General features: G+C 54.2%; 13 protein-coding genes. 10 read left to right on the top strand and 3 right to left on the bottom strand.

The window, feature by feature from the left end; translation table 11 throughout:
* Window positions 1-117: 117 nt before the first annotated feature.
* From ABFZ83_RS11110 to ABFZ83_RS11080, 7 genes are all read left to right on the top strand, one after another.
* Window positions 118-1,188 carry an EAL domain-containing protein gene (locus ABFZ83_RS11110; protein ID WP_411816622.1) on the top strand — a complete coding sequence of 357 codons (1,071 nt, stop codon included), beginning with the start codon at window positions 118-120 and terminating at the stop codon, window positions 1,186-1,188.
* 110 nt (window positions 1,189-1,298) lie between these two features.
* A complete protein-coding gene (locus tag ABFZ83_RS11105; protein WP_411816621.1) occupies window positions 1,299-2,150 on the top strand; it encodes a TIGR01459 family HAD-type hydrolase in 852 nt (283 codons plus the stop codon).
* Window positions 2,144-3,037: a bifunctional riboflavin kinase/FAD synthetase gene (locus tag ABFZ83_RS11100; protein ID WP_411816620.1), complete on the top strand. Its 894-nt coding sequence runs from the start codon at window positions 2,144-2,146 to the stop codon at window positions 3,035-3,037. The genes ABFZ83_RS11105 and ABFZ83_RS11100 overlap by 7 nt, the downstream gene beginning before the upstream one ends.
* 133 nt (window positions 3,038-3,170) lie before the next feature.
* Complete coding sequence (locus tag ABFZ83_RS11095) at window positions 3,171-3,905, top strand: hypothetical protein (protein WP_411816619.1); 735 nt, start codon at window positions 3,171-3,173, stop codon at window positions 3,903-3,905.
* 276 nt (window positions 3,906-4,181) lie between these two features.
* Complete coding sequence (gene ileS / locus ABFZ83_RS11090; RefSeq protein ID WP_411816618.1) at window positions 4,182-7,085, top strand: isoleucine--tRNA ligase; 2,904 nt, start codon at window positions 4,182-4,184, stop codon at window positions 7,083-7,085.
* The gene (gene lspA, locus ABFZ83_RS11085; RefSeq protein WP_411816617.1) at window positions 7,082-7,636 is read left to right on the top strand and encodes a signal peptidase II; all 555 of its coding nucleotides are present in this window, start codon (window positions 7,082-7,084) and stop codon (window positions 7,634-7,636) included. Before ileS ends, lspA begins: the two co-directional genes overlap by 4 nt.
* Before the next feature lie 86 nt (window positions 7,637-7,722).
* Entirely contained in the window at window positions 7,723-8,283 is a 561-nt protein-coding gene (locus ABFZ83_RS11080; RefSeq protein ID WP_411816616.1) for a DUF3035 domain-containing protein, read from the top strand.
* A gap of 120 nt (window positions 8,284-8,403) precedes the next feature.
* Here ABFZ83_RS11080 and ABFZ83_RS11075 read toward each other — a convergent pair whose 3' ends face one another.
* The 3 genes from ABFZ83_RS11075 to ABFZ83_RS11065 all read right to left on the bottom strand — a co-directional run bounded on the left by ABFZ83_RS11075 (window position 8,404) and on the right by ABFZ83_RS11065 (window position 10,623).
* Window positions 8,404-8,808 carry a hypothetical protein gene (locus ABFZ83_RS11075; protein WP_411816615.1) on the bottom strand — a complete coding sequence of 135 codons (405 nt, stop codon included), beginning with the start codon at window positions 8,806-8,808 and terminating at the stop codon, window positions 8,404-8,406.
* A 241-nt stretch (window positions 8,809-9,049) separates the two neighbouring features.
* On the bottom strand, window positions 9,050-9,796 hold the full coding sequence (locus ABFZ83_RS11070; RefSeq protein WP_411816614.1) for a LuxR C-terminal-related transcriptional regulator: 747 nt from the start codon (window positions 9,794-9,796) through the stop codon (window positions 9,050-9,052).
* A gap of 104 nt (window positions 9,797-9,900) precedes the next feature.
* Window positions 9,901-10,623, bottom strand: a complete 723-nt coding sequence (locus tag ABFZ83_RS11065; protein ID WP_411816613.1) for a helix-turn-helix transcriptional regulator — start codon at window positions 10,621-10,623, stop codon at window positions 9,901-9,903.
* A gap of 211 nt (window positions 10,624-10,834) precedes the next feature.
* On the opposite strand from ABFZ83_RS11065, the gene mutL reads away from it, so the two are divergent.
* From mutL to ABFZ83_RS11050, 3 genes are read left to right on the top strand one after another with little or no spacing between them, the layout of a single operon-like run.
* The gene (mutL, locus tag ABFZ83_RS11060; protein WP_411816612.1) at window positions 10,835-12,739 is read left to right on the top strand and encodes a DNA mismatch repair endonuclease MutL; all 1,905 of its coding nucleotides are present in this window, start codon (window positions 10,835-10,837) and stop codon (window positions 12,737-12,739) included.
* Between the two features lie 36 nt (window positions 12,740-12,775).
* On the top strand, window positions 12,776-13,306 hold the full coding sequence (locus tag ABFZ83_RS11055; protein WP_411816611.1) for a hypothetical protein: 531 nt from the start codon (window positions 12,776-12,778) through the stop codon (window positions 13,304-13,306).
* A gap of 29 nt (window positions 13,307-13,335) precedes the next feature.
* Entirely contained in the window at window positions 13,336-14,019 is a 684-nt protein-coding gene (locus ABFZ83_RS11050) for a nitroreductase family protein (protein WP_411816610.1), read from the top strand.
* Window positions 14,020-14,182: the final 163 nt, after the last annotated feature.

The raw sequence follows: 14,182 nt of genomic DNA, 5'->3' as shown, positions 1-14,182 counted from the left end.
TTAAAGACAGCGCGGACCATTAAGCCCTTATAAAGACACTTTTTCTAAAAATGTTCGGGTTGAAGTGCGTAAGGGGAGAGACGCGTTGAAATGGATCGTCAGAAACGAGGCGTAAACATGAATTTTCGGCAGAAGAGCTCTCGATATAGCGGGGCCGTCCTGTTCACCGCGGGCATCGCCGGCGCAATCTTGTTGATTGCTAGCATCGCAACCGGATTTGAGTTGGAAATTGAAATCTGGTTGGCGACAGCGCTGGTCGTTTCGATCATCCTGCATGCACGGGCGGGCTTTGCTCTCAGCCGCGCGCAGCAAGAGCTGGAAATGCTCCGTGGCTTGGTCGACAAATTCCAACCTGCGAAAAAGAAAGCGCAACCAGAGCTGGCCTTTGAACCAGCAACGGATGTCAATGAGAGCGACGCGACAATTCTTGGCGAGGTGCAAGACGCCATCGAGAATGATCGCATCGATTTATATCTTCAGCCCATTGTCAGCCTGCCCCAGCGCAAGCTGCGCTGTTACGAGGCGTTTTCACGCCTGCGCAAGGCGGATGGGGATGTGTTGCGCCCGGTCGATTATATTGATGCGGCGGAACGCGCGAACCGTATTGGCGTGATCGACAATATGATTTTACTCCGGGCGGTCCAGGCATTGCGCCAGTTCGACCCGATCAACAATCAACACCGCATTTTCTGTAACTTGTCGCCGGCGACAATTTTCGATCATGACTTTTTCACGCGCTTTACCGACTATCTCGACGCTAACGAAGATCTGGCGCACCGGTTGGTTTTCGAATTCACCTATCCGGCGGTTGAGATGATGCACGAGCGCGTGCGCACGAACCTCGAATCAATTGCCAAGCGCGGCTATGCATTTTCCGTCGACCATATCCGCCGCTTTGACCATGATTGGGCGGCGTTGCGCCAAAAGAACTTCCGCTTTGTCAAAGCGTCGAGCGCCATGTTGCTGGCGGAAAGCAATGCGGGCGAAGAAGGCCGCAAGCGCGTTCATCAGTTCAAACAGGCGCTTTACGATAACGGCATCGATCTGATCGTCGAAAAAATCGAATATGAATCGCAGATGCCGCATATTCTTGAATTGGGCATTGATTATGGGCAGGGCGCGCTGTTTGGCGTCCCGCAAGTCGCAACCCAGTTCATGACCGACCCGGCCCAAGACGAAGCGGCCTAGCCCGGCGCGCTACGCGCCGGTCACGGCGATGCCGGCGCACCAATCCTGCGGCGATCGGTTCTCGATCTACGCTTGACCACTCGCGCCTATGGCCGTATCGCCCATGCCTTGTGAAAGAGATACCGATCATTCCGTCTTTTGGCGCAATCGCAGAGCGCTATGACGCCCTTTTGTGCGATGCTTGGGGCGTTATCCATAATGGCGTTTCGCTGTTCCCCGGTGTTGCCGACGCGTTGACCCGTTTTCGTGAAACTCGCGGGCCGGTTATCATCCTGACCAATGCGCCGCGCCCATCCTCGGTTATTCCGGCGCAGCTTGACCGTTTGGGACTGCCAAAAAACGCAATTGATGGCATTGTGACCTCAGGTGATGCGACGCGGGCTGCGATTATTGCGAAATTGCCTGCGCCCGCCTTTCGTCTTGGCCCACCAAAAGATGACGCTCTTTATCATGGTCTCGATATCGATTTTCGTCCGATCGACGAGGCCGAATTCATCATCTGTACCGGCATGATGGACGATCATAATGATAGCCCCGAAGATTACCGCGCCATGTTACAACAGGCTGCGGCGCGGGGGCTGCCTATGATCTGTGCCAACCCGGATATCGTCGTGAATTGGGGTGGGCGGATGATCTGGTGCGCAGGCGCGCTTGCGGAGATTTATGCGGAATATGGCGGCGAGGTGATCTTTGGCGGTAAGCCGCATGCACCGATTTATGATCTCGCCTTAGAGATGATTGATGATATTCGCGGTCACGAGACTGCGAAAGACCGTATCCTCGCGGTCGGTGATGGTCTTAAAACCGATATTCTTGGTGCTAATAAACAGGATATAGATGTGTTGTTGATCGCGGGCGAAGGGGGCATACATAATGGCGCAACGGATAGTGCGTCCATTACGGCTCAACTTGACGAGGCTGGCGTTACGGCAATTGCAGCAGCTGAGGCATTAAAGTGGTAAAACCGATTATTGCAGCCGTAGGGAATTTTGATGGCGTCCATCGTGGCCATCAGTTTCTATTGGACGAAACGGCGAAGTTTGCGCAATCTTTTGGGGCCGAGCCCGGTGTTGTTTTGTTTGATCCACATCCACGGCGTTATTTCCGGCCGAATGATCCGCCCTTTCTGTTGACGACGCCAAAGCATCGGGATGCATTGTTACGTCGTTATAGCGCAAAAGAAGTCTATGCGCTGACCTTCGACGAAACATTGGCGACCATGCCGCCCGGAAATTTCATCGAAGATGTTTTGAAAAAGCAACTTGGTCTTGCTGGTGTGGTTGCTGGGGCCGATTTCCGTTTTGGTGCCGGCCGCGCTGGCGATGGCGAAATGTTGAAAGAGCGTGGCGAAGAGCTGGGGCTGAAGGTTAAGCTCGTCGATGTAATTTCAAATGGTTCCGGTGCGGATAAATTTGGCTCAAGTGACGTGCGCAAGGCGCTGCTTGAAGGCGATGTTCAGCGCGCGGCAGAAATTCTTGGCCGGCCCTGGTCTGTTGTTGCAACAGTCGAAGAAGGTCGCAAGCTCGGTCGCACGATTGGTTTCCCGACCGCGAATATGATGCTCGGGGAGATAATTGCGCCGCGTCAGGGCGTCTATGCTTGCCGTGCGACGGTGGATGGCAAGACCTATGATGCGGTTTCAAATTTCGGCCGCCGACCGACCGTTGGGGCCGACGCGCCTTTGCTTGAGACCAATTTCTTTGACTTTGATAGTGATCTTTACGGCCGGGAAATCGAGGTCGAATTTATCGCCTTTCTGCGCGAAGAGAAAAAGTTCAATGGCCTTGAAGAGTTAAGTGCACAAATCGCATTGGACTGTAAGCAGGCCAAGGAAATCCTCAGCCAATAATGCCCGGTTGCTGGCCGTTAGCACTCGCGCAAATGTGCGTGCGACCGCCACAATCTCGACAATTTTCATGATAGAATAAAGGCTCGAAGTGATAGACCTGTGCCTTTTGCGCGCGGGCGGTGGAGGTTGTGTAATGACGTCAGGCAAATCCAGAAATCAAAAAGCGCGGAAATTGTCGCTTGCGGCGGCGGCGGTCGCGATGGTGTTTGGCGCGGGCGCAACCTCGATGGCGGGTTCCAGCGTCAGCGTTGGTTATTCGAGCGGCTATTATGGCGGCGGCGGATATTATAATGCCGGATATAGTAATTATCACCGCGGTCATTATCGCGGTCATCGCCATCACAGGCATCACCGTCGACACCACCGTCATGGCGGCGGCGGAGGCAAAGCAGCCGCGATTGCGCTTGGCGTAATTGGTGGTGCGATTATCCTGAATGAATTGGCTGAGGATCGGGCTGAGGCAAGAGCCCGTGATCGGTATTATGATGACCGTTATCGCCGCGATGCGTATCGCTATGATCCCTATTACGAAGATCGGTATGACGACGACCGCTATGCGGATCGGCGCTATGACGATGAACCGCTAGATGATCGTTATGATGATGAACTGGCTGGCGGCAATGATGAGCGTCGTTATTCTGGCTCGCCTGATGCGGCCTATCAGGTATGTCTTGATCAGGCGCGTGGGGCATTGGCGGAACGTGGTTTCGTGATCACCGCGCCTTACCGCCCCGATACGGTCGAGGATCGCGGCGGGTCATGGATGATGACCGCTACTGTCACCGCGCAGCGTGGCGGCGATCGTTGGGCCCGGGCCATGTCCTGCGAGGCGAGCGAGAGCCGCGTTTACCGGATGGAATTGATCTAGCCGCAGGCCGAACGGGGCATTTCGACAAAATTGACATTTTATGTGGGTTCGATGCGCCCGCCCCCGTGACGGGGGCGGGCGTGCCTGTTATAGGGCAATGATGATGGCACGGTTCAGTTTTTCCATCGCGACCATCCCGATTGGGGTCGGGGCGCGAATTCTTTGCCCGGCTCGGTAACGCCTCAGCGCTTGCGCTTGTGATTGGCGGCCGGGACCGGGCTTTGCTCACCCTTTTTGGCTCCTGCGGGGGCGATTTGAATAGAGAAGAGAAAAACGATGCCAGATGCATCGGCCGAAGATGAAACCAAGGGCCGCGATTACAAAGATACCTTATTCCTTCCAAAGACCGATTTCCCGATGCGGGCCGGTCTGCCCAAGCGGGAGCCACAATGGCTAAAGCGCTGGTCGGAGATGAACCTTTATCAGCGCCTTCGCGACGATGCGAAGGACCGCGAGGATTTTGTCCTTCATGATGGGCCGCCCTATGCGAATGGGCATATCCATATGGGAACGGCGCTGACCAAGATCCTCAAGGATCTGATTGTCCGTTCAAAACAAATGGCCGGGTATAACGCCAATTACGTTCCCGGTTGGGACTGTCATGGCCTTCCGATCGAGTGGAAAGTCGAAGAGGAATTCCGCGGCAAGGGCCGTGCGAAGCGCGACGTTCCTTCCTCTGAATTCCGCTCGGCCTGCCGTGTCTATGCGCAGAAATGGCTCGATATTCAGCGCGAAGAGTTCAAGCGTCTTGGCGGTGAGGGCGATTGGGATAATCCGTACACGACAATGGCCTTTGCCTCAGAGGCCCGGATTGCGTCGGAACTTTTGAAATTTGCAAAAGCCGGGCTTTTATATCGCGGTTCTAAGCCGGTGATGTGGTCACCAGTTGAGCAAACAGCGCTCGCCGAAGCGGAAATCGAATATCACGATCACCAGTCACCAACGATCTGGGTCAAATTCCCGCTGGAGGGCGGCGAATTCAAAGGCGCGTCGGTTGTGATCTGGACGACGACCCCGTGGACGATCCCCGGCAACCGGGCGATCTGTTACGGGCCGAAAATGTCTTATGGTCTTTACGAAGTGGTCGCCATGAAAGGTGATCTAGACTTTGAACCATGGTCGGCCCCCGGTGATCAATTGGTCCTGTCTGACGCTCTCGCGGAAAGCGTGCGCGAAGCGGGGTTGATCGAGGAATGGAAGCGGGTCAGCGATGTGCCTGCATCAGCGCTGGAAGGACAGCACTGTGCGCACCCGCTTAAAGGGTTCGCCGGCGGTTATGAATTCGACGTGCCACTTTTGGCCGGTGATCATGTCACTGACGAAGCGGGTACCGGCTTTGTTCATACAGCACCGGGCCACGGTCAGGACGACTATATCGCTTGGGTCAGTGCCTTTGGTACGCAGGCGGAAATCCCCTATACGGTCGATGAGTTTGGTGTCTATACAGACGAAGCGCCGGGCTTTACCGGCGAACAAATTTTGGTGATCGAGGGCAAGAAAAAGGGCAAAGATGGCGGCGCAAATAAAGCGGTCATCGATCAGCTCATTGCCCACGGAAAACTCTTGGCACGCGGCCGGATCAAACACTCCTATCCACATTCATGGCGTTCACGAGCGCCCGTGATCTTCCGGAATACGCCGCAATGGTTCATCGCGCTCGATAAACCAACGCAGAACGGCAAGACCCTGCGCGAGAATGCGCTCAACGCCATCGACGAGACAAAATTCACGCCGCCGCAAGGGCGCAACCGGATCAGAACCATGGTCGAAGGGCGGCCTGATTGGTTGATCTCGCGCCAGCGCGCATGGGGCGTACCGATCACGATCTTTGTCCATAAAGAAACAGGCGAAGTTCTTGTGGATGACGCGGTCAATGAGCGCATTGTTTCCGCGATTGCCGAAAAAGGCGCGGACGCCTGGTTCGATATGCCTGCGAGCGAGTTCTTGGGTGCGGATTATTCCGCCGATGATTACGAGAAAATCGACGATATTCTCGACGTCTGGTTCGATTCTGGTTCGACCCATGCTTTTGTGCTCGAAGATCGTCCGGACCTTCGTTGGCCGGCTGACATTTATTGTGAAGGCTCCGACCAGCATCGTGGCTGGTTCCAATCGTCATTGCTCGAAAGCTGCGGCACGCGGGGTCGTGCGCCCTATGGGCATCTCGTGACCAATGGTTTTGTGGTCGATGGTGAAGGCCGGAAAATGTCGAAATCCCTCGGCAATGTCATGGCACCGGAGCAGGTCGTAAACCAATATGGTGCGGAGATCATCCGTATATGGATGGCCAGCTCTGATTACACCGACGAAGTGCGGGTGTCAGAGGAAATTATTGGCTCTTCGGTCGATGCCTATCGCAAGCTGCGCAATACGATGCGTTATCTTTTGGGTGCACTCCATGAATTCGGAGATGACGAAAAGATCGCGCCATCGGAAATGCCGGAGCTTGAACGCTATATCCTGCACCGTCTTTCGGTTCTCGATGGTGAAGTGCGGGCGGGATATGAAAAGCTCGATTTCAAAGGCGTTTGGCGTAAATGCCTCGATTTCGCTTCGCTCGAATTATCGGCGTTCTATCTCGATATCCGCAAGGACAGCCTCTACTGCGACCGGCCGGATTCTACGCGCCGTCGTTCGGCTCGTACGGTCATGTCGGCGGTGTTTGACCGTTTGACCACATGGCTCGCGCCGATCTGTGTGTTCACGATGGAAGAGGCATGGCAGGAGCGTTATCCGTCTGCGGATGGTTCGGTTCACCTTCAGCTTTTCCCGGAAACACCATCTGAATGGCGCAATGACGAGCTGGCTGCGAAATGGCGGAAGATCCGCGATGTTCGCCGTGTCGTGACTGGCGCGCTCGAAGTCGAACGCCGTGAAAAGCGTATCGGTGCAAGCCTTGAGGCGGCACCTGTCGTTTATGTGGCTGATGCTGAAATGCTGCGTGCCTATGATGGTCTTGATGCGGCGGAGTTGTTCATTACCTCGGGCGCGACGTTTAGTGGTGACGCGGCCCCTGATAATGCCTTCCGCCTTGACGGAGAGAATATCGATGTCGCTGTCGTGCCACAAAAGGCAGGCGGCCAAAAATGCAAACGGTGCTGGCGCATTCTGCCAGAGGTCGAAACGGATCTATGTCATCGTTGTGATGATGCGGTCAGCGCATCGGATAGCGGCGCATGACACAATCATCGTTTCAGATTTCGAAGCTGATCAAAGGCGCATCGGACTGGTGGTCCGATGCGCGCCAAAACCGGTTCTTCCTTTGGGGGCTGGTGGGTGCGCTCGTCGTCGCCTTGCTTGATCAGGCATCGAAATACTGGATTGTTCATGTGGTCGGCCTGCCTGAGATTGGAAAGATCGAAATCTCCGGGATTTTTGACCTGACCTATCTCGAAAACCCCGGCGCAAGTTTTGGCATGCTATCGGGCATGCGGGTTATTCTTTCGCTGGTGTCGATTGGGGTGGCTGGCGCTTTGGCCATCTGGCTGGGCCGGTTGACCCGGCCGATTGCGGCAATCGGCGTTGCCTTCATTATTGGGGGCGCATTGGGTAACCTCTATGACCGCGTGGCCTATGGGTTTGTGGTCGATTTTCTTGATTTTTCAGGGATCGGCTTTCCGTGGGTTTTCAATATCGCCGATAGCGCCATTAATGTCGGGATTGCATTTCTATTGTTGGATGCGTGGCAAACCCGCGATATGCCTTCATCCGACGAATCCAAAAATGCCTGACAGCGTGAATGGGCGTTTGCGTGTATCGCGCGCTTCGTTATAGTGCGCGACCAAAGGGGCGCTATTAGGCGTGGAGTGAATATCCAATGATTTCGAATTCAGCATTAAAAATGACGGTCGCAGCGATTGCGGTGGCGGTTCTGACCAGCGGCTGCGGCATCGGCAAGGCTGTCGGTGGCGGCAAGAACGCACCCGATGAATTTGCGATCGCAACCAAAGCGCCGCTCGTGGTGCCGCCAGATTATGCGCTGCGTCCACCACGTCCCGGCGAATCACGTCCGCAGGAATTGTCACCATCTGAGCGCGCACAGCAGGTGTTGCTCGGTGACTCTACGGCACAGCCGCCAACCCAGGGCGAGCAACTGTTGCTGCGCAAGGCCAATGCGCTTGGCTCAGACCCGTCAATCCGTGCGGTTCTTGACGCCGAAAGTGGTGGCCGTGGTGAAAAAGACCGAAGCCTCGCAAACCAGATCATGTTCTGGAATTTCCTTGATGGTGAGGTCGATGATTCGGCTGCACCGCTTCAGGTCGAGAATCCCGAAGAATGGATGGCAGCACGTGAGAAAGCCATCAAGGCGGTGATCGGCGAAGAAGGCAAGGTTGAGATCGAGCAGTCAAAATCGCTCAAATTGCCGGGCGTATTTTAGGCCCGCTTAGCCGGCTTCAGACACGTCACAACGAAAAAACGCGGCTCTTTCGAGCCGCGTTTCTCCGCAAGACAATTAAGGTAACGTCGGAATGGGGGGAGAAATAATTCCTTCGCTCACTCAATTGCTATGGTCGGTTTCCTTCAACGCGGAATCGTCGCTTAGGATATTCGCGAGATCCCTGAAGGCAGTGTAAGCGATCGCATCAGCGCGATTCATCTCATTCACTGGCTTGTCTAAATCCGGCGAATCCCAACGCCAAATCGCAAGCTTGTACAAAAGGTCTTCCGTGCTGCGGGCAGGTAGTGTCGCCGCGGTACGGATGACGACCGTCTGAGCTTCAATAAGCCCGTCGATACGCGCTGCGGTTTCTGGGGCATCGGGGTCGGGATTAACCGCCAGCGCATTTTCAATCTTCCGGAACACCTCGAACAGCTGTCTGTGGTGGTCGGTGCGCTCAGCACCCGCAGGTGAAGCGCCGTTCCGGATCGATTCAATTTCTTTTGTCAGATACGTGACATTCATCGTGGCTCCCCCACTTTGAAAATTAGCAATGTTCTCTACCTAGTCATTTTATATTTTGCTGTCTGTCACGTGATTTACCCTGTCAATTAGATAAGGTGTACTAATATAAAATAACATACAAATACTATATTAATAGCGCCTTTGAAGAAAGGGCGTTGGCAGAAAAAATCGATTATTGGCAAAAAACTGTGGGAATCTGTCTTGTGGTGATAATCAATATCAATTGAATAGTTCGTATGTACTAATCTTTGTCGCCGATAATCAGCCCGTGGCGTGACGCAGTCATGGCGGCTTGCGGGCGCGAGCTTGAGTTCAGTTTCTCAAAACTACGGCTGACAATGTTGTTTATCGCGCCCACCGACGCATTCATTGACCGCGCAATTTCCTTGTTCGATGCGCCCCGCGCGACCTGCGCCATGACTTCGACTTCCTTGTCGGAGAGCGGCTTGACGATATGCTGGTCGACCGGGTTATCCGGCAAACTCGCCCCGTGGCGCACAAAGATTTCCATCGCGCTTCGCAGGCGCCTGATATCGTATTCCGAGATTTTATCGGCGGAATGCGGAAAGCCAAGTGAAATGTAAATGATGCGCCCCGGCCGCGAGAGCGTTTTCATCGAAAGGCCATCGCGTATGCCGTGTTCTGCCATCTGACGCAGCAGTTCCTTCATCAGGGGAACTTCGTCGGTTTCCTTTTTTAGCGCGCTATATTTGACGGGTACGGATGAAGCGAGGGCGGCCCTGGCAATCGGATCGACGGCCATGACCGCATTACCCGTATAGAACTTCAATATGCTTTCCGGAAAAGTGCAGTGTAAAGGTGCCAATAGGGCGGGCTCATCATATTGGCCATAGGCGAATGCAAACCCATAGCTCGCAACGGCGCCACAATCTTCGACGAATTCATCAAATAGCGCCAGTAATTGCGCAACCGTTCGGCGCGACGCAATCATAGCGCTTAATCCGCTAATGGTTTTTAGATCAGGCATTATTTTTCTCTTTATTATTGCCGGGCCGCGGCTTCTAAACAGGTACCGTCAGGCAGTCATCTGAAAATATTCGTATACGTGTGAGACTTTTTGTCTCGGCCTTGTCAGGGCAGGATTAGCCCTTGCCCCACGCCCGCCAACGCGGCTTCTACGCGTGACGTAACGCCTAATTTTTCGAAACATCGGCGTACCAAGGTGTCGATCGTATTCGGCGAGACACCCAAATCTTTGCTAATGGCGGTGTTGCTTTTACCGCGCGCAATCAACTCAAGAACCTGAACTTCCCGCACGGATAGTTTGGGTGCGGGACGTTTTTTAGAGATTTCGTTGAAGCGTATATGCATGTGTTGGCATATGGCTTGAATTTCAAGTAGTTCAGCAAGGGAAAGTTTGACTTCTTTTGCCCCGTGCTTGCCAAGACAGAAATGTGCGATCTCGCCCAACCGCGCATAGACCGGCACCGCAATACTGTTATGGATGCCAGCGGTGTCGAGATCGTCGAGAAACGCCTTTTGCGCCGGTGTCAGGTCACTACGCTTTGCAATGTCAGGAATGTAAAACGGCAGCGGGTTTTTGCGCGCTTCTTCCGCAACGGGGTCAATCTCGAAATAATCGGATTCGATATAGGTTTCGTTCCACCAGGACGGGAGCGTGTTGATCGGAAAGGCGGTTTCAATTGGGATTTTTCGAAAATTATCAGCGACGTAATGATAGCTGATCATATCGAAACCGTATTTTTTCATAAAATCGATGAAATAGCGTCGCAAAGCGGTACGCTCAGTAATGTAGAGTGTATCCTGAATAAAGGTATCGATATCGTCGCGCAAAGATTGACCTCCCTAAACAATCTTCTTCGTCTTTTCATTATTATGCATGACTAAGATCAAACCATGATATTTTTTATGTGTCATAGTTGATTAATTCATTTTAGCCCGCGCAGCGATGTTATGCTATCCATAATGCTGCTAATTGAGAATTTATCGCGATATTCTACCGCCCCGGTGTTTGAACCCGGCTTTGACTTTGCCATAAACGATTATGACGAATCGAACAGTACAGCATTCCAAAAATTCCGCCCCCAACCAGAATAACGGTCACGCGCCGCGCATTCATCGTTTGCCGCCCGGTGCGGTGAACCGCATTGCTGCTGGCGAGGTGATTGAGCGTCCGGCCGCTGCCGTGAAAGAGCTTGTGGAAAATGCGCTCGATGCCGGGGCGAGCCGCATAGATATCGAGATCAAGCATGGTGGTAAGTCCCGTCTGGTGGTCACCGATGATGGCTGCGGCATGTCGCCGGAAGAATTGCAGCTCGCGGTGGAGCGTCATGCCACCTCAAAACTCAAGCCCGCCAATGATGGCGATTATGACCTGATGAACATTGCAACGATGGGTTTTCGCGGCGAAGCGCTGCCCTCTATTGGTGCGGTTGCGCGGCTTACCATGACGTCCCGTCCGCAATCTGACGCGCCGGTTGATGGATGGGCATTGTCGGTTGAAGGCGGAGCATTATCTGGCCCGTCGCCGGCTGCCTTTGGCGGCCATGGTACGCGGATTGAGGTGCGTGATCTTTTTTATGCAACCCCCGCGCGATTGAAGTTTTTGAAATCCGATCAGGCAGAATCAACAGCAATCGGTGAGGCCGTGCGGCGGCTCGCCATGGCGCGTCATGATGTTGCTTTTACGCTCACCTCGTCAGGCCGAAAGATTTTAAACCTCGCGGCAGAAACGCCGGATGAGGACGGAAGGCTCAAACGGCTCTCCGCAATTATGGGCCGGGATTTCGCGGAAAACGCATTGGCGATTGATGCGGAACGCGACAACGCACATGTGAGCGGGTTTGCCGGTCTGCCGACCTTCAATCGCGGCTTGCCCGATAAACAATTTTTGTTCGTAAACGGACGGCCTGTCCGCGATAAGCTGATTGTTGGTGCGGTGCGCGGTGCCTATGCGGATTTTCTGGCCCGTGATCGGCACCCGGCGGTGGCCCTGTTTCTGGATATTCCCGCGGAGCTTGTGGACGTCAATGTGCATCCGGCAAAGACCGAAGTGCGGTTCCGCGATGCGGGCAGCGTGCGCGGGCTTCTCGTCAGCGCGCTGCGTCATGCCTTGGCGGCGGCGGGGCATCGTGCCTCGACCACAGTCAGTAACTACGCATTAGGCCGCATGTCGCCGCAATCCTCTGAAAATGTTTCGCCTTTCATGCCGCAATCAAAGGGCTATTCCCCTGCGCCAAATCCGTTTCAGCGCCCAGCGTCCTTAGCGGAGCCTATGTCCGGGCTAGGTGATGCGCAGCGTGCCTTTGACGAAACAAGCGTGCCAAGCGCCCGCACCGAGCCGGAGATTCCGCAAACGCCGCTTACCGACAAGCCATTGGGCGCGGCGCGGGCACAATTGCATGAAACCTATATCGTTGCGCAGACGCAGGACGGTTTGGTTATCGTTGATCAGCATGCGGCGCATGAGCGGCTTGTCTATGAGAAAATGAAAACCGCATTGGCCGAAGGCAGCGTCGCCAGTCAGGGCTTGTTGTTGCCAGAGATCGTTGATCTGACGGCAGATGAAGTTGCGCGGCTTGAACCGCGGCTCGATGAATTTGCAGGCCTTGGTCTGGTCATGGAGCGTTTCGGCGATGATGCGATCATGGTCCGCGAAACCCCGGCAATGCTCGGCGAGGTTGATATTAAAGGGCTGGTCCAATCCCTATGTGATGATCTTTCGGCGATTGGCGAAAGTCTTGCGCTGAAAGAGCGATTGGAGGAAGTTTGTTCGTCAATGGCCTGTCACGGGTCTATTCGGTCGGGCCGTCGTTTGACCGGCGACGAGATGAACGCCCTTTTACGCCAGATGGAAGCGACGCCCCATTCGGGCCAGTGCAACCATGGGCGACCAACGTATGTTGAGTTGAAACTTGCCGATATTGAGCGGTTATTTGGCCGCCGCTAACAACAGTGGCCACCAACAACAGGGGAGGACAAGACAGTGCAGAAACTTATTTTCGGATTTTGCGTAAGCGTGTTTTGTTTGTTGTCGTCGTCATGGGCGGCGGAGGTGCCGAAACCCGGCTATGCGCCAATGGCAATTTTCGAGCCGTTGGTTGGCAAGGCTTGGCGCGGTGAGGGCACCGGGCCGGATGGCAAAAAGATTGTCGATATTGCCCGTTACGAGATGATCTTGGATGGGCGCGCATTTCAGGCGACGCATCGTCTCGACGATGGCAGCTATGGCGGCCGAACGATTTTCTTTTTCGACGAAGCCGCCAAAGAGTATGTTTTTCATTATTTCACGACCGCCGGGTTCATGACCTCTGGCACATTGGAGCAGACCGATACTGGCTTCACGGCGATTGAGGCGGTCATCGGCCATGATACCTATCGCGAAGTCCGCAGTGAAGTGATTTTCGGTGATGGCAAAATCGATATTAAATCGAGCCATATCACCCATGATGGTGAGGTGTCCGCGGGCGAAGGGCGAACCTATACGGAAATAGATGATCCGGGTCCGTTATTTTAAAAAAGTATCTGTAGCCGGAGAAGCGTTTTATGTCTGATGCGAAATTTACAACACTGGATGCGTTAGGGCATTTCAACCGGCTGGACGATACAGAAGCGTTTGAGCGTTCGGACATATTTCTGGAGGCCATGAAAACCCGCCACACCGTGCGGGAATTTTCCAGCGATCCTGTGCCGCTCGAAATTATGGAGCGTTGTATTGCGGCGGCGGGGTTAGCCCCGTCGGGCGCAAACCATCAGCCCTGGTTTTTTGGTCTTGTCTGTGATCCGGATGTAAAGCGCGAAATCCGCCTGGCCGCAGAGGAAGAAGAGCGAGCGTTTTATGGCGGGCGCGCGGGCGATGAATGGCTTGATGCGCTTGCGCCAATCGGTACCGATGCAGAAAAACCGTTTCTCGAAAAAGCGCCATGGCTGATTGCGGTCTTTGCGCAACGGCGTGGCGGTGTCGAGGCGGGCATGGATAAAAAGAACTATTACATCAATGAAAGCGTCGGCATTGCGAGCGGCTTTTTGATTGCCGCATTGCATCAAGCGGGATTGAGCGTGCTCACCCATACGCCAAAACCAATGGGGTTTTTGAACGAAAAATTAGGTCGTCCGGCAACGGAGAAACCGTTTCTTCTAATTGTTGCGGGCTATCCTGTGGCTGAGGCGAAAGTGCCGCAACATGCACTGCGCAAAAAGCCCCTAAGCGACATCATGAAAGTGTACTGACAGAAGCCCTTCTCTGTTTGCGCTAATCGCAAATCATATTAGCACAATGGTTGCCGATGATTCGGCCTGCAGGTGGCTGACGGTTCCATCAGGAAAAAGCTAGTCACAATCTCGCGGGGGGAGACCGCAACAAACGCAGCTCGCTGCAATCGGGCGCGCGAAG

Source organism: Hyphococcus formosus, from assembly GCF_046736345.1.
In the GTDB taxonomy this organism is placed as follows: Bacteria; Pseudomonadota; Alphaproteobacteria; order Caulobacterales; family Parvularculaceae; genus Hyphococcus; species Hyphococcus formosus.
This window is presented reverse-complemented; position numbering and strand designations above follow the sequence as displayed.